This is a genomic window from Stenotrophomonas sp. TWI1183 (assembly GCF_039673115.1).
Classification (GTDB): Bacteria; Pseudomonadota; Gammaproteobacteria; order Xanthomonadales; family Xanthomonadaceae; genus Stenotrophomonas; species Stenotrophomonas maltophilia_AA.
In genome coordinates this window covers 87,401-107,787 of sequence record NZ_JBDJKZ010000008.1, presented here as the reverse complement: position 1 = coordinate 107,787, position 20,387 = coordinate 87,401, and the positions used below count along the sequence as shown (strand labels likewise).

Genomic DNA, 20,387 nt, shown 5'->3' with positions numbered 1-20,387 from the left:
AATGAAGGCCTCTGTCTTCCGCCACGGCATCAATCTATGGCCGCCGTTCCTGTTCACCGGCATCCACGTGACCGATGTCAGCCCGGACTACCGCCATGTGCGCGTCGAGCTGCGCATGCGCCCGTGGAACCGCAACTACGTGGGCACGCATTTCGGCGGCAGCCTGTTCGCGATGACAGATCCATTCTGGATGCTCACCGTGATGCAGAACCTGGGACGCGATTACTACGTCTGGGATCGCGCCGGCGAGATCGAGTTCCTCAAGCCGGGCCGCGGCACGGTGGTGGCCGAGTTCCGGCTGGACGAGGCACTGCTGGACCAGCTGCGTGCCGCCACCGCCAGCGGCGGGAAATACCTGCACTGGTTCAGCAATGACATCGTCGATGCCAACGGCGAGGTGATCGCCCGCGTGCGCAAGCAGGTCTACCTGCGGCTCAAGCCCGAGGCACGCCAACGCGCGGGGTGAGTCATGTCGCGCTTGCTATGCTCGCGCGCCTGATCACCGCCACGGAAGACCATGCGCCTGCTCCTGTTGACCCCGCTGCTGCTCACCGCCCTGACCGCGTCTGCGCAGGAACTGCGGATACCGCCGGTCGACTATCCGGTGCTGCCGGCGCGCGCCACCACGGCCGAGGGTTTCCTGCCGTCCGGGTGGCGCATCGAGGAACAGCTCAGCGGCGATCTCAACGGCGACAAACGCGATGATCTCGTTCTGGTGCTGCGCCAGCAGGATCCGCGCAACATCGTCGAACACGATGGCTTCGGCATCAGCCCGCTGGACAGCAACCCGCGCATGCTCGCCATTGCGTTCGCTGGCCCGGCGGGCGGTTACACGCTCGCCGCGCAGAACCACACGTTGATCACTCGCCACGAGGCGCCGAACCTGTCCGATGTCTTCGAGGACGGTCCCGGCGTCTCGATCGTGCGCGGCACGCTGCGCACCACGCTGTACTTCTTCTCCAACGCCGGCAGCTGGTCGACGGGTTCGGCCAGCTTCACCTTCCGCTGGCAGGACGGCGCTTTCGCGTTGATCGGCTACGACAACAGCTCGATGATGCGCAACTCGGGGCACACCGAAAGCCTGAGCATCAACTACGCGACCCGCCGCGTGCGCTATACCGAGGGCAGCATCGACTCGGACGAAGACAGCGTGCGCTGGGAGACCCTCACCTCGCCACGCCGCTGGACGCTGGAGACGGTGGGCGATGGCAGTGCATTCCAGCCGCTGGAGGCGACGGACGACCGCTAGGGCACCGCCAACCGCGCGCCGCTCATCGTGCCGGCGCGCGCATCGGCACCCGCAGTGTCGGCCCGAGCTCGTCCACGACCACGCGCCGATCCACCTGCAACCACTGCCCGTCTTCGCTGAGCACCGGCGTGCGGGTGGGCGAGCGCAGTGCCTCGGGCAACGTCTGCAGCGCCACGGACACCGCCACGGGCTGTTGCCGCAGCCAGCGCTGCGCCGCCACCAGGCGCAACATCGCGGCGGCGTCCTGCGGGCGGCCCGCGTACTGCCGCATGTCCGGTCCGCTGATGTTGGCCAGGGTGCAGCCCAGCGGATTGGCGATGCAGGCGAAGCGATCCTGCGCCGGCCCGGGAATCGGCGTGGGCGCATCCCGCGCGGCCACCAGCTCGGCGCCCGCCGCGCATGCCCACGCGTAGCGCGGCGCGATGCGTGCCTGGGTGCGTGGCACATCCAACAGCAGGCGATTTCCCTCCGGATCCCCGCTCGACAGACGCAACCCCGCCCCGGCCAGCGCGAACTCACCGCGCATCGCGGTGCACAGGCTCTGCTCGGCAGGCGTCATTGGCGCCAGTGCAGCGTCGCAGACCGCAGGCACGGGCGCATCCGCGGGCAGTTCGACCAGGATGTCGGCCAGCACCCGCGCGTTGCTCTCCACCATCGCCGCGCCGATCATGCTGGTGACCAGGGTGTCGCCCTGCCCGGCCATCCGGCGCCCACTGAGGATGTCCCCACAGGCACCGGCCAGTGCGGCGCCACTGTCGCCACGCACATGGGCAAGCGCGTGCGCGGACACCGGATCGAACACCGGCTGGAAGGCCGGCAGCGGCACCATCGGGTCGGTGTCGAACGGCGTGAACGGGGAGACGAAGTGACCGTAGCCGACGATCGCAGCCACGCGCTGGTGAAACGCTTCATGGCCGGCATGCGCGGCCTGGAACCTGTCGGGGTCGCCGCGCACCGCCGCGAGACAGCCGACGGCCCGGCGGCCGCAGCTCGCCGAGCCCGGACGCAGGGTCGTGGGGTAGCGGCCGTCCGCGCTGGAGTCCTGGGGCCGCTGGCCGGGCGTCCCCTGGCGCCAACGCGCGGCATCCTGCGCCATCACGGCCTCGCGGCCGGCGGCATCCAGGCCGTCATGGCGCAGGGTCCACAACGCGCTGAAGCCATTCGCGCCGGGCGTGGGCAGCGGTGCCTGCAGCAGCCGCATCGCCTCGCGCTGCTCGGCCGGCAGCGGCCAGAACCGCGAGGCGGCCCAGAGTCCGGCCACGGCCAGCAGCAGGCTCAGGATCGAGACGACCACCCATTTCAGTCCATTCCTCACCACAGTGTTCTCCCCGGACCCCGCGTCCTGCGGGGACCGGCAGCGTAAACCGGGCATCGCCCCCGCTACAATGCGCGGATGTCGCCCGAAGCCCCCCAACTCGTTCCGCGTCCCTCCCTGCAGCGGCTGTTCCTGACCGGCCTGCTGACCCTGCTGCCGATCTGGCTGACCTGGGTGGTGGTCAAATTCGTGTTCGTGCTGCTCTCGGGCATCTCCAGCCCGCTGGTGGTGCCGCTGTCCGAGCAGATCGCCGCCTCGTTCCCGCATTACCTGGGCTGGATCAAGGTCGAGTGGATGCAGGACATCATCGCCCTGGCCGCCACTCTGCTGGTGATCCTGTCGGTCGGCGTGCTCAGCCGCCGCGTGATCGGCCAGCGCCTGCTGCGCTGGTTCGGTGCGGTGATCAAGCGCATCCCGCTGGCGAGCATCATCTATGACAGCGCCAAGAAGCTGCTGGACATGCTGCAGACCGAACCGGGCAGCACCCAGCGCGTGGTGCTGATCGACTTCCCGCATCGCGACATGAAGTCGGTCGGCCTGGTGACGCGGGTGATGAAGGAAGAAGGCAGCGGCCGCGAGCTGGCCGCCGTCTACGTACCCACCACCCCGAATCCGACCTCGGGCTATCTGGAAATCGTGCCGGTCGAGCTGTTGACGCCCACCGACTGGACCGTGGACCAGGCGATGAGCTTCATCATCTCCGGCGGCGCGGTCGCCCCGGAAACCATGCCGTTCACCCGCGCCGGCGATCGCTGATTCCTGCGGCAGCCCTGCGCTGCCGCAGCTGACTGGGCGCCGTACATGACAAAGCTGACCGGGGAGCGATGCTGGCCGTACGCAGGCGAATCGGGCAAGCTCCCGTGTCTGTGCGTTTACGGAAACAGCCGATGCCCCACCCCGCCCGCGCCCTGGCGCTTGCCATCGCCGCATTGATGGCCTTCAGTGCCGCTGCTCCGGCCGAAGCTGCCAAGAAAAAGGCCACCCGGCCCGCCGCGACGCAGTCCCGGCCTGCCGCCAAGCCCAAGGCCAAGCCCCGTGCACGCCCGGCCGCCGCCCCGGCCCGCCAGCCGCTGGTGCGCCAGCAGAGCAAGGCCGCCCAGCTGGACCGCATCTACGATGAATACTGGGATGCCTCAATGCGGCTCAATCCGCTGCAGGCCACCTTCCAGGGCGACAGCCGCCACAACGACCAGCTCCCCAACATCCTCTCGGCCGCCTATCGGCAGCAGTCGCATGACTTCACCGTGGAATGGCTGGGCAAGGTCGAGAAGATCGGTCCGGACGGCCTGACCGGCCAGGACCTGCTCAGCTACGAGATCTTCGTGCGCGATGCGCGCATGTCTCTGGCGGCCGAGCAGTTCCCCGGCTGGATGCTGCCGGTGAGCCAGTACTACAACCTGGGCAGCATCATGGCCATCCTCGGCTCCGGCTCCGGCGCGCAACCGTTCAACACGGTGCAGGATTACGACGGCTGGTCGCGCCGCTCGCTGGGCATTCCCGCCCTGTTCGAACAGGCCATCGCGAACATGCGCCAGGGCATGGCCGCCGGCGTGGTGCAGCCGCGCGATCTGATGGAAAAAGTGCTGCCGCAGCTGGATGCGGTGATCAAGCCGACCGCCGAAGAGAGCATCTTCTGGGCACCGGTACGCAACCTGCCCGAGGATTTTCCGGCGGCCGACAAGGCGCGGATCACCGCCGAGTACAAGCGCATGATCGAGTTCCGTATCATGCCGTCCTACCGCGCCCTGCGCGGTTTCATCGCCACCGAGTACCTGCCCGCCGCGCGCAGCACCGATGGCCTGGCCGGCCTGCCCGGCGGCAAGGCCTGGTATGCGCAGACCATCGTGCAGAGCACCGCCTCCACGCTGACGCCCGAGCAGATCCATGCACTGGCCGAACAGCGCGTGGCCTCGCTGCAGGCGCAGATCGCCACGATCATGAAAGAGAACAGGCTTCGCGGCTCGCAGCAGAAGCTGCTGCGCACCATGCGCACCGATCGCGATTTCCAGTACGCCAATGCCGATGCACTGCTCAACCGGTACAAGCAGCTGCAGAGCCAGGTCAACGCGCGCCTGCCGACCCTGCTCGGCACGCTGCCGAAGGCGCCGATGGAGATCCGCGCGGTGGAGCCCGAGCGCGCGGCCACCGCCGGCGCGGTGAGCTACCAGCAGCCGCTGCCGGACGGGATGCGCCCGGGCGTGCTGTACATCAACACCGGCGATCTGCCGAGCCGCCGCCGCTGGTCCGCGCCGATGCAGTTCCTGCATGAGGGCATCCCGGGCCATCACGTGCAGCTGGGCCTGCAGCAGGAGCTGGACAAGCTGCCGCGCTTCCGTCGCCTGGGCGGCGATATCGCCTTCGTCGAGGGCTGGGGCCTGTACGCCGAATCGCTGGGCGAGGAACTGGGCGTCTACCGGGATCCGTACGAGCGCATCGGCTACCTGCAGGCCGCGCTGACCCGCGCCGCGCGCATGTCCGCCGACACCGGCGTGCACGCGCAGGGCTGGAGCAAGCGCCAGGCGGTCGATTACCTGGTCAAGACCGCGGACATGAGCGCCGCCGATGCCACCGCCGAAGTCGAGCGCTTCATGGCCCTGCCCGGCCAGACCCTGGCCAATGGGCTGGGCGAGCTGAAGATGATGGAGCTGCGCGACAAGGCCAAGGCGGCGCTGGGGCCGCGTTTCGATGCGCGTCGCTTCCACGAGGAAGTGCTGCGCGACGGCTCGATGCCGCTGGACATCCTGGATGCCAAGATCGCCCGCTGGATCGCCAGCCCAAATGGTGCGACAACACCTGCGCCCTGACCCCCGAAGGAAACGAGCATGCACATCGTCCGGCATCTGCGTGTGTGGATCAGTGCGATGTGCATCGCCGGGAGCGGTGCTGTCGTGGCAGCGCCGGTGCTGACGCCACCGGACCCGGGCATCGATGCGCTGATGCAGCGCTACGACGGCCAGGTTCCGGGCGCGGCAGTGCTGGTACTGCATGACGGCAGACCGGTGTTCCGTCGCGGCTACGGGTTGGCGGTGCTGGAAGATGGCACTGCGGTGACCGCGCAGACCAGTTTCCGCCTGGCCTCGGTCAGCAAGCAGTTCACCGCCGCGGCGATCCTGCTGCTGGCCGAAGATGGCGCGCTGACCCTGGACGATCCCGTGAAACGCTGGCTGCCCTCGCTGCCGGCCGCGGCGGATGCGATCACCCTGCGCCAGCTGCTCAGCCACACCGGCGGCCTGCTCGATTACGAAGACCTGATGGCCGCCGACGCGACCGCGCAGGTGCATGACCAGGATGTCCTGCATCTACTGGAAGGCCAGGATCGAACGTACTTCGCCCCGGGCACGGCCTACCGCTACAGCAACAGCGGTTACGCGCTGCTGGCGCTGGTGGTCGGCAAGGCCTCCGGCACCGATTTCGCCCGCTTCCTGCGCCAGCGCATCTTCCTGCCGCTCGGCATGCACGACAGCGTCGCCCACCAGGACGGCGTGGACGACATCGCGCGCCGCGCCTACGGTTACAGCGAGCAAGACGGGCGCTGGCAGCGCACCGACCAGAGCCCGACCAGTGCGGTGCTCGGCGATGGCGGCGTGTATTCGTCGCTGGATGACCTGGCCCGCTGGGACGCGGCGCTGTATGACCAGCGCCTGCTGAAGGCGACATCGTTGAAGCAGATGTTCTCGCCTGCCACGCGCACCGCCGAGCCGGACGTGCCGTTCTACGGTTTCGGCTGGCGTCTCAACGGTGGCGCGCAGTGGCACAGCGGCGAGAGCATCGGCTTCCGCAACGTGATCCTGCGCTATCCGGCGCAGCGCCTCACGGTGATCGTGCTCAGCAACCGCAACGCCCCCGAACCCTATCCGCTGGCGCTGCAGATCGCCCGGCGCTGGCTGGACACCCTGCAATGAACGATACGCACACTTCTCTCTTGTTCGGCGTGCACCACGTGGCGTTGATCGCCGCGGACTACGCGCGCTCGAAGGCGTTCTACACGCGCGTGCTCGGGCTGCGGGTGATCGCCGAAAACTACCGGCAGGCGCGCGACTCCTGGAAGCTCGACCTGGCCCTGCCCGACGGCAGCCAGCTGGAGCTGTTCTCCTTCCCGGGCGCACCGCCCCGCCCCAGCCGCCCGGAGGCGCAGGGCCTGCGCCACCTGGCCTTCCGCGTGCACGCGCTGGAACCGATGATCGAGCGGCTGACCGCGGCCGGCGTGGCCTGCGAGCCGATCCGGGTGGACGAGTACACCGGCCGCCGGTTCACCTTCTTCGCCGACCCGGACGACCTGCCGCTGGAGCTGTACGAGATCCCGGCCGACGCCGGCTGAACCGTGCGCCGGGCACGTTCCGTACCGGAGCGAATGGGTATACAGTCGGCCCTGTACCGGCCGCCTGCGCCGGCGTTCACGGACATCCCTGGGAGGGGAACATGCGCAAGACTTTCAAGACCCTGTTGCTGGCGCTGCCGCTGATGATGGCCGCGATGTCGGCCAGCGCCGCCGACGGCGCCGTCGGCCGCTGGAAGACCATCGACGACAAGACCGGCAAGGTGAAGTCGATCGTGGAGATCACCCAGGCCACCAACGGCACCCTGACCGGCAAGGTCGTGGACATCCTGCACTCGGACAAGGGCCCCAATCCGGTCTGCGACGGCTGCGAGGGCGCCAACAAGAACAAGCCGGTCAAGGGCATGACCATCCTGTGGAACCTGAAGGCCGATGGCGCCAACGCCTGGTCCGGCGGCACCATCCTGGACCCGGGCAACGGCAAGACCTACAAGTCCAAGATGAAGCTGCAGACCGGCGGCGCCAAGCTGGACGTGTCCGGCTGCGTGGCCTTCATCTGCCGCGCCCAGACCTGGGTCCGCGAGTAAGCCCCGCGCGGGTTCCAGCCCCCGTAACCCGGCTTCGGCCGGGTTACTGCGTTTTGGCGTGCGATAATCCCCGGTTCCCCTGGCAACAGCGCCCATCATGACCCGCACCGCTCTCGTCACCACCGCCCTGCCCTACGCCAACGGCCCGCTGCACCTGGGCCACCTGGTCGGCTACATCCAGGCTGACATCTGGGTGCGCGCGCGTCGAATGAGCGGCGGCAAGACCTGGTTCGTCTGCGCCGATGACACCCATGGCACCCCGATCATGCTCGCGGCCGAAAAGGCCGGCGTGACCCCGGAGGCCTTCATCGCCAACATCCAGGCCAGCCATGAGCGCGATTTCGCCGCGTTCGGCGTCGCGTTCGACCACTACGACTCGACCAACTCGGCGGCCAACAAGGCGCTGACCGAAGCCTTCTACCTCAAGCTCGAGGCCGAAGGCCATATCGCGCGCCGCTCCGTGGCCCAGTTCTACGACCCGGCCAAAGGCATGTTCCTGCCGGACCGCTACATCAAGGGCATCTGCCCGAACTGTGGCACCCCGGACCAGTACGGCGACAACTGCGAAGTGTGTGGCGCCACCTACAGCCCGACCGACCTGAAGGACCCGAAATCGGTGATCTCCGGCGCCACGCCGGAAATCCGCGATTCGGAGCATTTCTTCTTCGAGGTCGGCCGCTTCGAAGGCTTCCTGCGCGAGTGGCTGGCCGGCGACGTCGCCCTGCCCGGCGTCAAGGCCAAGCTGGGTGAGTGGCTCAACGCCGAAGGCGGCCTGCGCGCGTGGGACATTTCGCGCGATGCGCCGTACTTCGGCTTCCAGATTCCGGGCCACCCGGGCAAGTACTTCTACGTCTGGCTCGACGCGCCGATCGGTTACCTGTCCAGCTTCCAGGCCCTGTGCGCGAAGACCGGCGAAGACTTCGACGCGCACCTGCGCGCCGGCACCAGCACCGAGCTGCACCACTTCATCGGCAAGGACATCGTGAACTTCCACGGTCTGTTCTGGCCGGCGGTGCTGCATGGCACCGGCCACCGCGCGCCGACCCGCCTGCACGTCAACGGGTACCTGACCGTGGACGGCGCCAAGATGTCCAAGTCGCGCGGCACCTTCGTGATGGCCCGCACCTACCTGGATGAAGGGCTTGAACCGGAAGCGCTGCGCTATTACTTCGCGGCCAAGTCCTCCGGCGGCGTCGACGATCTCGACCTGAACCTGGGTGATTTCATCGCGCGCGTCAACGCGGACCTGGTCGGCAAGTTCGTCAACCTGGCCAGCCGCTGCGCCGGCTTCATCAGCAAGCGCTTCGAAGGCCGCCTGGCCGCTGCGCTGCCCGATGCGGCCCAGTACGACCGCTTCGTCGCCGCACTGGCGCCGATCCGCGAGGCGTACGAGCGCAACGATCCGGCCAGCGCGCTGCGCCAGACCATGGCACTGGCCGACGAGGCCAACCGCTACATCGACGATGAAAAGCCGTGGGTGATCGCCAAGCAGGAGGGCGCGGACGCGCAGCTGCAGTCCGTCTGCACCCAGGGCCTGAACCTGTTCCGCGTGCTGGTCACCGCGCTCAAGCCGGTACTGCCGGCCACCGCCGCGCAGGCCGAGGCCTTCCTGGCCGCGCCGGTGCACGCCTGGACCGACATCGCCGCCCCGCTGACCGCGCACACCATCGCGGTGTACGAGCCCCTGTTTACCCGTATCGACCCGAAAAAAATCGACGCCATGACCGACGCTTCCAAAGACACCCTGCAGGCCGCCACCCCGGCCCCCGCCGCCCCGGCCAAACCGGCCAAGCCCGCTGCCGCACCGGCACCGGTCGCTGCGGCCGATGGCGAGGCCGCACCGGCCTACATCGGCATCGACGACTTCGCCAAGCTGGATCTGCGCATCGGCAAGGTGCTGGTCTGCGAATTCGTGGAAGGCTCGGACAAGCTGCTGCGCTTCGAACTCGATGCCGGTGACCTGGGCAAGCGCCAGATCTTCTCCGGCATCCGCGCCAGCTACGGCGAGCCGGAAAAGCTGGTCGGCCGCAGCGTGGTGTTCATCGCCAACCTGGCCCCGCGCAAGATGCGCTTCGGCTTGAGCGAAGGCATGATCCTGTCGGCCGGTTTCGACGGTGGCGCACTCGCCCTGCTGGACGCCGACAGCGCCGCGCTGCCGGGCATGCCGGTCCGCTGACCGCGGCGGCAGGGCGGCCACGCGGTCGCCCTGCCACGCTCTTCTGCCTGGAGGTGTGGGTTGGAACTGGCGCTGTTCGATTTCGACCACACGGTCACCACCTGCGATACCTACGGCCGCTTCCTGCGCCGTGTGGCCACCCCCGAACAGCTTGCACAGGCCTGGTGGAAAGTGGGTCCGTGGCTGCTGGCCTACCGCCTCAAGCTGATCTCGGCCAAGCGCCTGCGCGCGCGCGTCACCCGCCTGACCTTCACCGACCGCCATGTCGAGGACATCACCGCCCAGGCCGCGGGCTATGCGCGTGACGTGCTGCCCGAGCTGATGCGGCCGGAGATGCTCGACCAGATCCACTGGCACCTCACGCAGCAGCACACCGTGGTGATCGTATCCGGCTCGCTGGACCTGTATCTGCGCCCATGGTGCGAGGCGATGGGGCTGGACCTGATCTGCAACCGGCTGGAAAGCCGCGACGGACGCCTCACCGGGCGCTATGCCGAGGGCGACTGCGGGCCGCGCAAGGTGGAGCACATCCGTCGGCGTTACGACCTCGCGCGCTACCTGCGCATCCACGCCTACGGCGACAGCCGCGAAGACCGCCCGATGCTCGCGCTCGCCCACGAGCCCTGGTATCGCGGCAAGCCCATCAAGTCCCGTCGGGCGGAACCGGCGAGCACGCCCCCTGCCCGGCACAGCCGGGCCTGATGCCCCACCGCGCAGCCACCGCCACGCCATGAGCCCCACCATCGATACCCTGACCGAACGCCTCGATCGACTGTTGCCGCAGACCCAGTGCGGGCAATGCGGCTACGACGGCTGCCGCCCGTATGCCGAGGCGATGGCGCGTGGCGTGGCGGGCGTCGATCACTGCCCGCCCGGCGGCGATGCGGGCGCGCGCGCGCTGGCGAATGCACTGGGCGTGCCGGCGCTGCCATTCGACCGCTCCCGCGGCGAACACAAGGCACCGCAGGTCGCGGTGGTGATCGAAGCGGACTGCATCGGCTGCACCAAGTGCATCCAGGCCTGCCCGGTCGATGCGATCGTCGGCGGCGCCAAGTACATGCACACCGTCATCGCCGATCTGTGCACCGGCTGCGAGCTGTGCATCCCACCGTGTCCGGTGGACTGCATCGACCTGGTCAGCGCGCCCCGGCCGTAACGCGGGGCGCTGGACGCCTCGCGACGGCGGCGGGAGGGTACGGTTACGGCAGGGCCGCCGTCACCACGATCTCTACTTTCCAGCTCGGATCGGCCAGCTTGGCTTCCACGGTGGCGCGTGCCGGGGTCATGCCTGCCACCACCCACTCATCCCACGCGGCATTCATGCCGGCGAAATCGCCGATGTCGGCGAGGAAAATCTCCGCACGCAGGATGTGCTGCTTGGCGCTGGCCACCAGCGCCAGCAGCTTGTCGATTTCTTCCAGCACCTGGCGGGTCTGCCCGGTGATGTCCTGGCTGGTGTCTTCGGGGATCTGCCCGGAGAGATAGGCGACCTTGTTGTGCACGGTCATTTCGGACATGCGCGGGCCGACATCGAAACGTTCCAACATGGCGATTGCTCCTCTGGATGAAACGGCATTGTCACCGATGCGGCGCGCGCGTGCCGGGCCCTGCCTGCAAAGCGGCCACAGCATGCACAGCGCACCCGCTTGGCAAGCGTCGGCATCAGGCGCACGATTTGCCGGCCAGGCGGCCACGCCTGCGTTGACTCCTTCATCGCCCACCCCGGAGCACGCTGTACCGATGACCGACACCGCCCCTGCTCCGACCCCGGCCCGCGCCCCCTGGCGCCGCGCTGCCACCGTCGTCATCCCGCTGGTGATCCTGGCCCTGGCCCTGCGCGGCCTGGCCAACGAATTCGACGCGCACGGCTACCGCGCGATCCGCGAGGCCTTCCACCATCTCGGCGCCGGACAGATCGCGCTGACCGTGCTGCTCGGGCTGGCCAGCTATGCGTGCCTGATCGGCTTCGATGCGATCGGCCTGCGCCGCAGCGGCAAGCGCCTGCATCCGGCACGGATCGGCATCACCGCGTTCCTCGCGCATACGCTGGGGCAGACGCTGGGCTTTGCCGCGCTCACCGGTGGTGCGGTGCGCCTGCGCGGCTATGGCCGTGCCGGCCTGAGCCTGGGCGAGATCGGCCAGGTCGTGTTGATGAGCACCCTGGGCTTCGTGTTCGGTGCGTGGCTGCTGCTGGCGCTGGCCTTCGTGCTTGAACCGGGCGCGGCGGCGCTGGCCCTGCCGATCCCGGTGCAGGCGGTGCGCGCGATCGGCATTGCGGGGCTGCTCGCGTATGCGGGCACGGTGCTGCTGGTCGGCCGCGAGGGCCGCAGTTTCCAGATCCGCGGGCACGCGCTGTGGCTGCCCGACCGGCGCACCATGCTGGGCGTCACCGCGCTGAGCGTGGTCGAGCTGGTGCTGGCCAGCGCGGCCTTCTATGTGCTGCTGCCGATGGATACCCCGACCGGTCTGCCCGGTTTCGTCGGGCTGTATCTGGTCGCGGTGCTGGCCGGCCTGATCTCCAGCGTGCCGGCCGGCCTGGGCGTGTTCGAGTGGAGCCTGCTCAAGCTGCTGCCGCAGGTGGCCCCGGCCGCGGTGCTGGCCGCCGCGCTGATCTACCGTGTCACCTATTACGTGCTGCCGCTGCTGCTGGCCACGGTGCTGGCAGTCGCGCCCGCACTGCGCCGCCCGCTGCGCGCCGGTGCCGGGGCGACCCGGGTCGGCTGGACCGCGCTGCGCCCGTGGCTGCCCCAGATCATCGCGCTGGCGGTGTTCAGCGTCGGCGCCGCGCTGGTGATCGACGGCACCCTGCCGACGTCGCGCCGGCACCTGGTCACCGCCTCGCTGCCAATCCTGGAGACCTCGCACCTGCTGGGCAGTCTGGCGGGTGTCGCGCTGCTGCTGATCGGCCAGGGCCTGCAGCGACGCAGCCATGCCGCGTGGATGCTCGCACTCGGCATCTGTGTGCTCTCCCCCTTGCCGATCTGGCTACGCGGTGGGCAGGTACTGATCGCGCTGTCGGCGCTGCTGGTGGCCGCGGCGCTGTGGGCCTCGCGCCGCGAGTTCTACCGCCAGGGCGCGTTGCTGGATGAAGCCTGGTCATGGCCGTGGATCCGCAACCTCGGGCTGGTCCTGGTCGCCGTGATCTGGCTGCTGTTCTTCGTCTACAGCCACGTGGAATACCAGAACGAGCTGTGGTGGCAGTTCGCGCTGCAGGGCAACGCGCCACGTGCGTTGCGTGCGTTGCTGCTGGTGGCGATCGCGCTGACCATCTTCGGCCTGGCGCGGTTGCTGCACAGCACGCGCAGTCCGCTGCCAGCCGCCGATGCGTCCACGCTGGACGCGCTCGCCCCGATCCTGGCCGCCGCCGAGGACACCCAGGCCTGCCTGGTGCTCACCGCGGACAAGGCGGTGCTGCGTGATGATACGCAGCGCGGCTTCGTGATGATGCAGCGCTACGGCGGTTCGCTGATCGCGATGGGCGATCCGGTCGGCCCACCGGAGGTGGTGCGCGCGCTGATCTGGCGCTTCCGTGAGGAGGCCGACCGGCTGGGCCTGCGCCCGGTGTTCTACCAGGTCGGTGAAGCGCACTGGCAGACCTACCTCGACCTCGGCCTGACCCTGGTCAAGCTCGGTGAAGAGGCAATGGTGCCGCTGCAGGACTTCACGCTGGAAGGCCGCGATCGCGCCGATCTGCGCCAGGCCTGGAACCGCGGCAAGCGCGGTGGCTTGAGCTTCCGGGTTGCGACGCCCGAGGACGTACCTGCATTGCTGCCTGCATTGTCGGTGGTCTCCCAGCAGTGGCTGGACGACAAGGCCGGCGATGAAAAGGGTTTCTCGCTGGGCAGCTTCGATGCGGCCTACCTGTCACGCTTCCCGGTGGCGCTGGTCGAGGCCGAGGGCCGTATCGTGGCCTTCGCCAATCTGTGGCAGGCGCCGGCCGGGAACGAACTGTCGGTCGACCTGATGCGGCATGTCGATGACGCGCCCAAGGGGACCATGGATTTCCTGTTCATCGAGCTGTTCCTGTGGGGGCGCCAACAAGGCTTCCACCGGTTCTCGCTGGGCATGGCGCCGCTGTCCGGGCTCGCCCAGCATCGCCTGGCCGGGCGCTGGAACCGCTTCGCCAATGTGGTGGCGCGGCACGGTGAGCGCTTCTATGGCTTCAGCGGGCTGCGTCGCTTCAAGTCGAAGTTCGCGCCGGTCTGGCGGGCCCGCTATCTGGCCGCGCCAGGCGGCGTGCACCTGCCTGCCGCCCTGCTCGATGCAACCCGGTTGATCTCGCTGGACCCGCGCCGGCACGATTGATCCCGTGCCGGCACCCAGCGTCGGTGCTGACCGCTGGCGCTGGCGCTCAACGCGCGGGCAGATGCTGCACGATGGTGTCCGCGAGACGATCGTAATCGCCCTTGAAATGGTGATCGCCGGGCAGCGCGATGATCTGCGCGTTGCCACCGGGCGGGAGCGACGGGCAGAGCGCATCCCCATCGTCCTGGCCGTACACGCACAGCGTCCTGCCGGCCGGCAGCCGGGCCACCTCCGGCGCGATCGGCAGGCCATCGCCGCCGCCGCCGAGCCAGTTGCTCACATGGAATTCGTAGTCCGCGGTCTTGCCGACCGACAACAGCGCAATCATCGACACCGACTCCCGCGTGGCCGGTGACAGCTGATTGATCGCCGCCGGCAGCACATCGGCGCCCTGCGAGAAACCGACCAGCACCACGTTGCGGCGCTGCCACTGGCGGCTGTAGTGCGTGGCGATGCGCTCCAGGTCGCGCGCGAAGCCTTCGGGGGTGCGTGCGGTCCAGAAGTAACGCAGCGAATCCACGCCGACCACCGGCACCCCGGCCTCGCTCAACGAGGCGGCCACCTCTTTGTCCAGGCCTGCCCAGCCGCCGTCGCCGGAGACGAAGATGGCGAAGGTATCGCCGGCCTTGCTCGAGGGCACGTCGACCACGGGCAGGCCCTTGAGATCATCCGGCGGCGGCGCCAGGCTGACGCCCTTCTGTGCCCCGATCACCTTTGCCGCGGCCAACAGGCCGGGCAACGCATCGCCCCGTGCGGTGCGCTCGAACTGGCGCCCCATGCCGACCCTGCGCACGAACGCGGCCGACTCGCCGGCCGGGCAATGCACATCGCCGGCCGCGTTCAACCACGGGAAATTCAGTTCGGCCGGCTGCAGGCGGCCATGGCTGCTGCCGGCGCCGCAGACCTTGCGCTCGCGTACCCCCGATGGGCAGAAGCCGGTGGTGAGCAGCCCGGCAAACACCTGGGTGTCGGCCTCGGCGGCCACGGCATAGGCCAGCGCGGCGCCCTCGCCATCGCCGCCGATCAGCGGCAGGTGGTAGCCCGGCACGTGCAGGTAGGCCTGGAACCAGCGCGAGAAATTCTCCACATCACCGGCACCGAACGCGCAGTCACCGCTCTTCTCGCGGGCCAGCACCTGGCGCAGATGCGCGACATCGACCTGCGCGACCAGGGCGCCCTCGGCGCGCAGTGCATCGATGCGCTGCTGGCTGTCGGCATGGCCGGCGGTGCCGTCGAACCACACCACCACCCGTTGCGGACGACCGTCCGGCAGGTACACCGGCACGTTCTCGAAACGCCCGTGACTGAGCTGCTGCGGCGGCGCGGCCAGCACCTGTCCGGACATCCCCGCCAGCACCACACCCAGCATCATCCCCCAACCGGCTCGCCGCATCGTCGCGCATCCCATGACTAGTGCACCAACGATACGCCCCTGTCCTGCCAAGGGCATGTACACAGCGTGGCCGGACGCTCAGCGCGCGTCGCGGCGTGCCTGCCGCCACAGCTGCCAGGCCACCGACACCAGCCAGACCAGCACCGCCGCGATCACCAGTTTCTGGCCGGCGCCGCGCGGCGGCCCGCGCCAGAGCACGTGCAGCCACAACAGCACGAAGCACAGCCAGGCCCACCACCATGCGGGACCGGCCCAGTCGCGCCAGCGGGGGTCGGCGCGCAGGTACCAGCTCTGCAGCAGCATCGCCACGCTCACGCACAGGAAGGCGGTATTGGCCGACACCCCGTGCACCAGCGGTGCCAGCAGGGGCGCGCGCCCGGGCAACCAGCTGTCGCCGATCGCCACCCCCATCAGCCCCAGCGCGGCAACCCAGAACAGCAGCGGTGCGGCTGCACTGCGGCGCGGTGAACGGCTGTTGGCATGCAGGGACACAGCCAGCAGCATGATCGCCAGCGCCAGGACACAGTAGGCACTGCGCAACGCCAGCCCCCAGGGCCCGTGCAGGTACAGGCTCAGCGTGGCCTGCACCCAGTCCAGATCATCGCGCGCCCATTGCGTCCACAGCGCGATGGCGATGAACAGCCCCAGGGCCAGCAGCGTGGCCAGGGCGACCCGTCCGTGATGCGTCGGCGGCCAGCGGGAGGGGCGTGAAAGGGGAAGCGACATCGCAGCGCCTTTGCTCAGTCGGTGGCCTCGGGGTGGCGCTGTTGCCACGCCGCCAGCGCGGCGCGGTAGCGCTGCAGCTCATCGCTGTACAGATCCAGCACGCACAGCGGGCAGCCGCTGCCACAGCACTCGTTGGGGCCGGGTTCTTCCGGCGGCTGCGGACGCGGATCGGGATCTGGAACGGACACGGGCATGGCCACACACGGAGGGAAAACAGCGCGCACAGTGTAGCGGGCGTGGTTCAGCGCTCAACCCGGCGACGGAGATTGTCGCGCGCCGGCGCATCCAGGCGCTGGTGGAAGAAGTCGCTCAGGAAGATGCGCGGCTGGCCCAGCACCTGCTTCAGGAAGCGTCGTCGATTCAGCCGGAACAGGAAGCCCGGCACGTGGCCGGCGTATTCCTCCGCGATGCCCCGGTCGTAGGCATCGAACACCGGCGCCGGCGCACCCAGAATGGCCATGTCGCAGTCCAGGAACAGCGCGGCCTCGGGGTCCACATCGCCGGGCGCGAGTCTGCTGTGGCGCGCGGTCAGTTCGATCAGCTCGACCACGCGCGCCGCATCGATCCCGGCATCCGGCAACCAGCGCGCGATGGCCTCGCGCGCCATGTCCGCCGAGCGCGCTTCGTTGTCGCCACGGCCCGCGTCGTAGATGGCGTCGTGGTAGAGCGCGGCCAGCTGCACCTCGCGCGGCCGGCTCCAGCCGGGGCCGGCGTCGGCGACCGTGCGGCAGTGCTGCAGGACGGCCTGGACGTGCGACCAGTTGTGGTACGCCCGCGGCGGCACGGCGTAGGCGGTTTCCAGCGCGGCGAGCTGTCCGGCAGGGAGGGGGATCGGTTCAAAGTGCATGCCGCCATGATTGGCCGTCGCGGCGACGCTGGCAAGCCGGGCGGTGTTTTTTTGACCACCCTCAAAGACCCGTTGCCGCGCAGTGGCTGCGCACGGTTATCCACATGTTTGTCGACCGCTGGTCCACATCCTCTGTGGATGGCGCCGACAGCCGATGAACGGCGCGCCGCCGCCCGACAACGCGCCTAGACTGGGCCTGACGGACCCCAGCGCCCCGCGAGGTGACGGCGATGACCGCATGCAGAGTACTTATCGTGTGGATGGCCCTGGCCGCCGCGCCGGTCTGGGCGGCAAACACCACGCCGCCGTCCATCGCCACCGAACCGGGCGCCGCCACCGCCCTGCCCACGCCGGCGCAGATTCTGGACGTGCCGACCCCGCTGCTGGCCCTGCTGCACGAGCGGGTCATCGATCCCGGTTACTCGCGCGAGCGCCGCCTGGAGCGGCTGGTCGAGATGATCTTCGACGCGCAGGGACTGCACCTGGCCTACGACGCCGATGCAACCTACACGATCGGCGAGACCTGGCAGACCCGGCGCGCCAACTGCCTGTCGTTCACCCTGCTGTTCGTCACCCTGGCCAACCTGGCCGGCATCGACGCGCATGTGCAGGAGGTGGCCCAGGTGGTGAGCTGGTACCAGGCCTCCGGGGTGATCTACAGCGTCGGCCACGTCAATGCCGGGATCGCGCTGGACGGGCGCAGCGGCACCGTCGATCTGGACCACAGCGTGCTGTATGACCGGTACGGGCCGCAGAAGATCACCCGGCAACGGGCGCTGGCCCACTTCTACAACAACCGGGGGGCCGACCGGATGGCCGCCGGGGATGCCGCCGGCGCGCGCGCCTACTTCCAGACCGCCCTGCGCATGGCGCCGGACTTCGTCGGGAGCTGGAACAACCTCGGCGTGCTCGATGCGCGCGTGGGCGACATGGCCCAGGCCCGCCGGGACTATGAAACCGCGCTGCGGCTGCAGCCACGGCACGGCGTCAGCCTGAGCAACGCCAGCGCGCTCTACCGTCGGCTGGGCGACACCCGCGAGGCCGAGCGACTGGACGACCGCCTGGCCCGGGTGCAGCACAGCGACCCCTTCGCGCAGTACATCCTCGGGGCGCGGGCGGAACAGCGACGCGATTATGCGGGGGCCGTCCGCTACTACCGCCGCGCGGTGCGCCTGTATGACACGGCCCACCCGTTCCACTTCGCCCTGGCCCGCGCCTACTTCCTGGCCGGCAACCCGAACCGCGCCTCGCAGGAGATGCAGCGCGCGCGCGACCTGGCCGCGGAAAACGGCGATGCGCTGCAGTCCCGCTACCAGGCCAAGCTGGACAGCCTGCAGCGCTGGCGCCAGCGCGGCACCCACGCCGACTGAGGCCGATCAGGCCTTCTTGAGGAAGCAGGTCTTCAGGACCAGGCCCTTGATCTTCTCCGAGTTGCCTTCGATGTGCTCGGCATCGTCCTCGACCAGGCGGATGTTGCGGATCACGGTGCCCTGCTTGAGCGGGATCGAGGAGCCCTTCACCTTCAGGTCCTTGATCACGGTGACGGTGTCGCCGGCGGCCAGCACGTTGCCGTTGCTGTCACGTACCACCAGGGCCTCGCCCGCGCCGTCGCCGGCCGCCCACTCGTGGCCGCAGTCCGCGCAGATGAACAGCGCGCCATCGGCATAGGTGTTTTCCAGGGTGCACTGCGGGCAGGCGGGAATGGCGGACATCGACAGCTCTTCGGTAACGAAACGGCCGCCATTGTAACCGCCCGTTACCCCCTGCCCTTGCGTCGGCGGTCCCGTTGCCGCAAAGTGCGCGCCCCCTGACCACCGGCCCGGCCCGCGCATGAAACTCGGCATCGACTTTGGCACCAGCAACTCCGCCGCCGCCGTGGTGATCGACGGCAAGGTCGTGCCGATCCAGTTCGGCCAGGCCGAACAGTTCCGCACCACCGTGTATTTCCCCGAGGTGATGCGCGACCCGAATGACTTCGAACTGACCCCGGCGCTGGAGCACGATCTGGCCCGGCTGGTCGATGCGGCCGCGCGCGATGCCCGCGCCGCCGGCCAGGAGCGCACGCCCGATGCACTGCGCCGCGAGGCCCTGCGCGTGGTGCGCCGGCAGTGGATGGAAGAGCAGATGCGCGCGCCGCTCAGCTCCACCACCCTGCTGCAGAACGCGGTCTATGGCGATGACGCGCTGGAGGCCTACTTCGAAGAGAACGAAGGCAACCTGGTGCAGAGCCCCAAGTCGATGCTCGGCTACAACCTGCACCCGCGTGCGCGCCAGACGATTGCCGGCATCGCCACGCACATCCTCGAGCACATCCGCCTGACCGCCTCGCGCCAGCTGGACACGCCGATCCGCACCGCCACGCTGGGCCGCCCGGTCCAGTTCCGCAGCTCGATCGGCGAGGCCGGCAACGCGCAGGCGCTGGAGATCCTGCACGGCGCGGCGATCGCAGCCGGCTTCGACAGCATCGATTTCCTCGAAGAGCCGGCGGCCGCCGCGATGCATTACCACGCCGAGAGCCCGCAGGAGCACGACGCGGTGGTGGTGGATATCGGCGGTGGTACCACCGACGTCGCGCACGCCCGCGTCGGCGGCGGCCAGGCCCCGACCATCCACCGCGCCTGGGGCATCGCCCGCGGCGGTACCGATATCGACCTGGCCCTCAGCCTTGGCGGCTACATGCCGCTGTTCGGCCGCGGCATCACCCGGGTGCCGGCGCACCATTACGTGGAAGCGGCGATGGTCCAGGACATGACCCGCCAGCGCGATTTCCGCCAGCACGCCTACCGCGACGTGGACGCGCCGTTCGGTCCGCGCCTGACCGCCCTGCAGGACACGGGCAACACCGCACGCCTGTACCGCGAAGTCGAGCGCTGCAAGATCGCCCTGAGCAGCGTGAACCGCCATGACAGTGCGCTGGACTTCATCGAGCGTGGCCTGCAGGTGCAGATCGACGCCGCGCGGCTGGAAACCGCCGCCGGCGGGTATCTGGGCGAGCTGACCGCCCTGCTGGAGCAGGTGCGCAGCGACATCGGCCACGACCCGGCAGCGGTGTTCCTGACCGGTGGCATGTCGCGCGCCGGCTACCTGCAGCAGGCCGTGGCCAACGCCTTCCCGGGCTCGACCCTGGTCCGCGGAAATCCGTCGTTCGGTGTGGTCCACGGGCTGGCACTGGCCGCCGCCCACTGACATCCCTGTTACGCCAGGCCTTGTCCCACAAGGCCTGAAGAGGCGTGAACGGCCTTATTAACAAAACGTTACGCCGAAAGCGCTATCATCTTTCGGCTTCAAAGCGCAATGCGCTTGACGCACCCCGCATTGTCTTCCGGGCCTGATTGGCCACCGTCCTCTTCGATACTGCCACCGTCGGCCTGTCCGCGGTGCCGGGATCGCTCATCGCTGTGATCCGGCTCGTTCACAGCATGCTTCACCCCGAGCCGCCAAAGAGACACTCAGATTGGGCGAACGCCTGGCTGCACTCCTTACATCGTCCGAGCCCGACCCCATCGACTGCCG

General features: G+C 69.1%; 20 protein-coding genes. 13 read left to right on the top strand and 7 right to left on the bottom strand.

Translation table 11 applies throughout. From position 1 onward, the window contains the following. Window position 1: 1 nt before the first annotated feature. A complete protein-coding gene (locus ABE434_RS10050; protein ID WP_176989233.1) occupies window positions 2-466 on the top strand; it encodes a DUF4442 domain-containing protein in 465 nt (154 codons plus the stop codon). A 51-nt stretch (window positions 467-517) separates the two neighbouring features. Then, window positions 518-1,249: a hypothetical protein gene (locus tag ABE434_RS10045; protein ID WP_346478717.1), complete on the top strand. Its 732-nt coding sequence runs from the start codon at window positions 518-520 to the stop codon at window positions 1,247-1,249. 22 nt (window positions 1,250-1,271) lie between these two features. On the opposite strand, the gene ABE434_RS10040 is transcribed toward ABE434_RS10045, so the two are convergent. Further along, entirely contained in the window at window positions 1,272-2,543 is a 1,272-nt protein-coding gene (locus ABE434_RS10040) for a hypothetical protein (protein ID WP_346478716.1), read from the bottom strand. A gap of 99 nt (window positions 2,544-2,642) precedes the next feature. Here ABE434_RS10040 and ABE434_RS10035 point away from each other — a divergent pair, with 99 nt between their 5' ends. From ABE434_RS10035 to rnfB, 8 genes are all read left to right on the top strand, one after another. Then, window positions 2,643-3,320 carry a DUF502 domain-containing protein gene (locus ABE434_RS10035; RefSeq protein ID WP_070425632.1) on the top strand — a complete coding sequence of 226 codons (678 nt, stop codon included), beginning with the start codon at window positions 2,643-2,645 and terminating at the stop codon, window positions 3,318-3,320. A gap of 131 nt (window positions 3,321-3,451) precedes the next feature. Next, the gene (locus ABE434_RS10030; protein ID WP_346478715.1) at window positions 3,452-5,368 is read left to right on the top strand and encodes a DUF885 family protein; all 1,917 of its coding nucleotides are present in this window, start codon (window positions 3,452-3,454) and stop codon (window positions 5,366-5,368) included. Window positions 5,369-5,425: 57 nt separating this feature from the next. Next, on the top strand, window positions 5,426-6,466 hold the full coding sequence (locus ABE434_RS10025) for a serine hydrolase domain-containing protein (protein ID WP_346478754.1): 1,041 nt from the start codon (window positions 5,426-5,428) through the stop codon (window positions 6,464-6,466). Further along, on the top strand, window positions 6,463-6,882 hold the full coding sequence (locus ABE434_RS10020; protein ID WP_176989229.1) for a VOC family protein: 420 nt from the start codon (window positions 6,463-6,465) through the stop codon (window positions 6,880-6,882). Before ABE434_RS10025 ends, ABE434_RS10020 begins: the two co-directional genes overlap by 4 nt. Before the next feature lie 101 nt (window positions 6,883-6,983). Beyond that, window positions 6,984-7,427, top strand: a complete 444-nt coding sequence (locus ABE434_RS10015) for a DUF2147 domain-containing protein (protein WP_070425636.1) — start codon at window positions 6,984-6,986, stop codon at window positions 7,425-7,427. 97 nt (window positions 7,428-7,524) lie between these two features. Continuing rightward, window positions 7,525-9,603 (top strand): methionine--tRNA ligase, encoded by a 2,079-nt coding sequence (gene metG, locus ABE434_RS10010; protein WP_346478714.1) that lies wholly within the window; start codon window positions 7,525-7,527, stop codon window positions 9,601-9,603. Between the two features lie 60 nt (window positions 9,604-9,663). Next, window positions 9,664-10,305 (top strand): HAD family hydrolase, encoded by a 642-nt coding sequence (locus ABE434_RS10005; protein ID WP_346478713.1) that lies wholly within the window; start codon window positions 9,664-9,666, stop codon window positions 10,303-10,305. A 28-nt stretch (window positions 10,306-10,333) separates the two neighbouring features. Continuing rightward, window positions 10,334-10,759 (top strand): Rnf electron transport complex subunit RnfB, encoded by a 426-nt coding sequence (gene rnfB, locus ABE434_RS10000; RefSeq protein ID WP_346478712.1) that lies wholly within the window; start codon window positions 10,334-10,336, stop codon window positions 10,757-10,759. Window positions 10,760-10,802: 43 nt separating this feature from the next. Here rnfB and ABE434_RS09995 read toward each other — a convergent pair whose 3' ends face one another. Continuing rightward, entirely contained in the window at window positions 10,803-11,150 is a 348-nt protein-coding gene (locus tag ABE434_RS09995) for a RidA family protein (RefSeq protein ID WP_346478711.1), read from the bottom strand. A gap of 193 nt (window positions 11,151-11,343) precedes the next feature. Here ABE434_RS09995 and mprF point away from each other — a divergent pair, with 193 nt between their 5' ends. Then, window positions 11,344-13,908, top strand: coding sequence for a bifunctional lysylphosphatidylglycerol flippase/synthetase MprF (mprF, locus tag ABE434_RS09990; RefSeq protein WP_346478710.1), 2,565 nt, complete (start codon window positions 11,344-11,346; stop codon window positions 13,906-13,908). 46 nt (window positions 13,909-13,954) lie between these two features. Here mprF and ABE434_RS09985 read toward each other — a convergent pair whose 3' ends face one another. From ABE434_RS09985 to ABE434_RS09970, 4 genes are all read right to left on the bottom strand, one after another. Beyond that, window positions 13,955-15,280 (bottom strand): AcvB/VirJ family lysyl-phosphatidylglycerol hydrolase, encoded by a 1,326-nt coding sequence (locus tag ABE434_RS09985; protein WP_346478709.1) that lies wholly within the window; start codon window positions 15,278-15,280, stop codon window positions 13,955-13,957. A gap of 99 nt (window positions 15,281-15,379) precedes the next feature. Next, the gene (locus tag ABE434_RS09980; protein ID WP_346478708.1) at window positions 15,380-16,027 is read right to left on the bottom strand and encodes a DUF998 domain-containing protein; all 648 of its coding nucleotides are present in this window, start codon (window positions 16,025-16,027) and stop codon (window positions 15,380-15,382) included. A 14-nt stretch (window positions 16,028-16,041) separates the two neighbouring features. Further along, window positions 16,042-16,221: an oxidoreductase-like domain-containing protein gene (locus tag ABE434_RS09975; protein ID WP_346478707.1), complete on the bottom strand. Its 180-nt coding sequence runs from the start codon at window positions 16,219-16,221 to the stop codon at window positions 16,042-16,044. A 47-nt stretch (window positions 16,222-16,268) separates the two neighbouring features. Then, the gene (locus ABE434_RS09970; RefSeq protein WP_346478706.1) at window positions 16,269-16,874 is read right to left on the bottom strand and encodes a hypothetical protein; all 606 of its coding nucleotides are present in this window, start codon (window positions 16,872-16,874) and stop codon (window positions 16,269-16,271) included. Between the two features lie 230 nt (window positions 16,875-17,104). Between ABE434_RS09970 and ABE434_RS09965 the strand changes: the two genes are divergently transcribed. After that, entirely contained in the window at window positions 17,105-18,244 is a 1,140-nt protein-coding gene (locus tag ABE434_RS09965; protein WP_346478705.1) for a tetratricopeptide repeat protein, read from the top strand. A gap of 6 nt (window positions 18,245-18,250) precedes the next feature. Here ABE434_RS09965 and ABE434_RS09960 read toward each other — a convergent pair whose 3' ends face one another. Continuing rightward, complete coding sequence (locus tag ABE434_RS09960) at window positions 18,251-18,586, bottom strand: zinc ribbon domain-containing protein YjdM (protein ID WP_179458273.1); 336 nt, start codon at window positions 18,584-18,586, stop codon at window positions 18,251-18,253. 118 nt (window positions 18,587-18,704) lie between these two features. Here ABE434_RS09960 and ABE434_RS09955 point away from each other — a divergent pair, with 118 nt between their 5' ends. Next, window positions 18,705-20,060, top strand: coding sequence for an Hsp70 family protein (locus ABE434_RS09955; protein ID WP_346478704.1), 1,356 nt, complete (start codon window positions 18,705-18,707; stop codon window positions 20,058-20,060). Window positions 20,061-20,387: the final 327 nt, after the last annotated feature.

Coding starts and splice junctions, on each gene's coding strand:
- ABE434_RS10050 (WP_176989233.1), top strand. CDS start 2: ATGAAGGCCTCTGTCTTCCGCCACGGCATCAATCTATGGCCGCCGTTC.
- ABE434_RS10045 (WP_346478717.1), top strand. CDS start 518: ATGCGCCTGCTCCTGTTGACCCCGCTGCTGCTCACCGCCCTGACCGCG.
- ABE434_RS10035 (WP_070425632.1), top strand. CDS start 2,643: ATGTCGCCCGAAGCCCCCCAACTCGTTCCGCGTCCCTCCCTGCAGCGG.
- ABE434_RS10030 (WP_346478715.1), top strand. CDS start 3,452: ATGCCCCACCCCGCCCGCGCCCTGGCGCTTGCCATCGCCGCATTGATG.
- ABE434_RS10025 (WP_346478754.1), top strand. CDS start 5,426: ATGTGCATCGCCGGGAGCGGTGCTGTCGTGGCAGCGCCGGTGCTGACG.
- ABE434_RS10020 (WP_176989229.1), top strand. CDS start 6,463: ATGAACGATACGCACACTTCTCTCTTGTTCGGCGTGCACCACGTGGCG.
- ABE434_RS10015 (WP_070425636.1), top strand. CDS start 6,984: ATGCGCAAGACTTTCAAGACCCTGTTGCTGGCGCTGCCGCTGATGATG.
- metG (WP_346478714.1), top strand. CDS start 7,525: ATGACCCGCACCGCTCTCGTCACCACCGCCCTGCCCTACGCCAACGGC.
- rnfB (WP_346478712.1), top strand. CDS start 10,334: ATGAGCCCCACCATCGATACCCTGACCGAACGCCTCGATCGACTGTTG.
- ABE434_RS09995 (WP_346478711.1), bottom strand. CDS start 11,150: ATGTTGGAACGTTTCGATGTCGGCCCGCGCATGTCCGAAATGACCGTG.
- mprF (WP_346478710.1), top strand. CDS start 11,344: ATGACCGACACCGCCCCTGCTCCGACCCCGGCCCGCGCCCCCTGGCGC.
- ABE434_RS09985 (WP_346478709.1), bottom strand. CDS start 15,280: ATGATGCTGGGTGTGGTGCTGGCGGGGATGTCCGGACAGGTGCTGGCC.
- ABE434_RS09980 (WP_346478708.1), bottom strand. CDS start 16,027: ATGTCGCTTCCCCTTTCACGCCCCTCCCGCTGGCCGCCGACGCATCAC.
- ABE434_RS09975 (WP_346478707.1), bottom strand. CDS start 16,221: ATGCCCGTGTCCGTTCCAGATCCCGATCCGCGTCCGCAGCCGCCGGAA.
- ABE434_RS09970 (WP_346478706.1), bottom strand. CDS start 16,874: ATGCACTTTGAACCGATCCCCCTCCCTGCCGGACAGCTCGCCGCGCTG.
- ABE434_RS09965 (WP_346478705.1), top strand. CDS start 17,105: ATGACCGCATGCAGAGTACTTATCGTGTGGATGGCCCTGGCCGCCGCG.
- ABE434_RS09960 (WP_179458273.1), bottom strand. CDS start 18,586: ATGTCCGCCATTCCCGCCTGCCCGCAGTGCACCCTGGAAAACACCTAT.
- ABE434_RS09955 (WP_346478704.1), top strand. CDS start 18,705: ATGAAACTCGGCATCGACTTTGGCACCAGCAACTCCGCCGCCGCCGTG.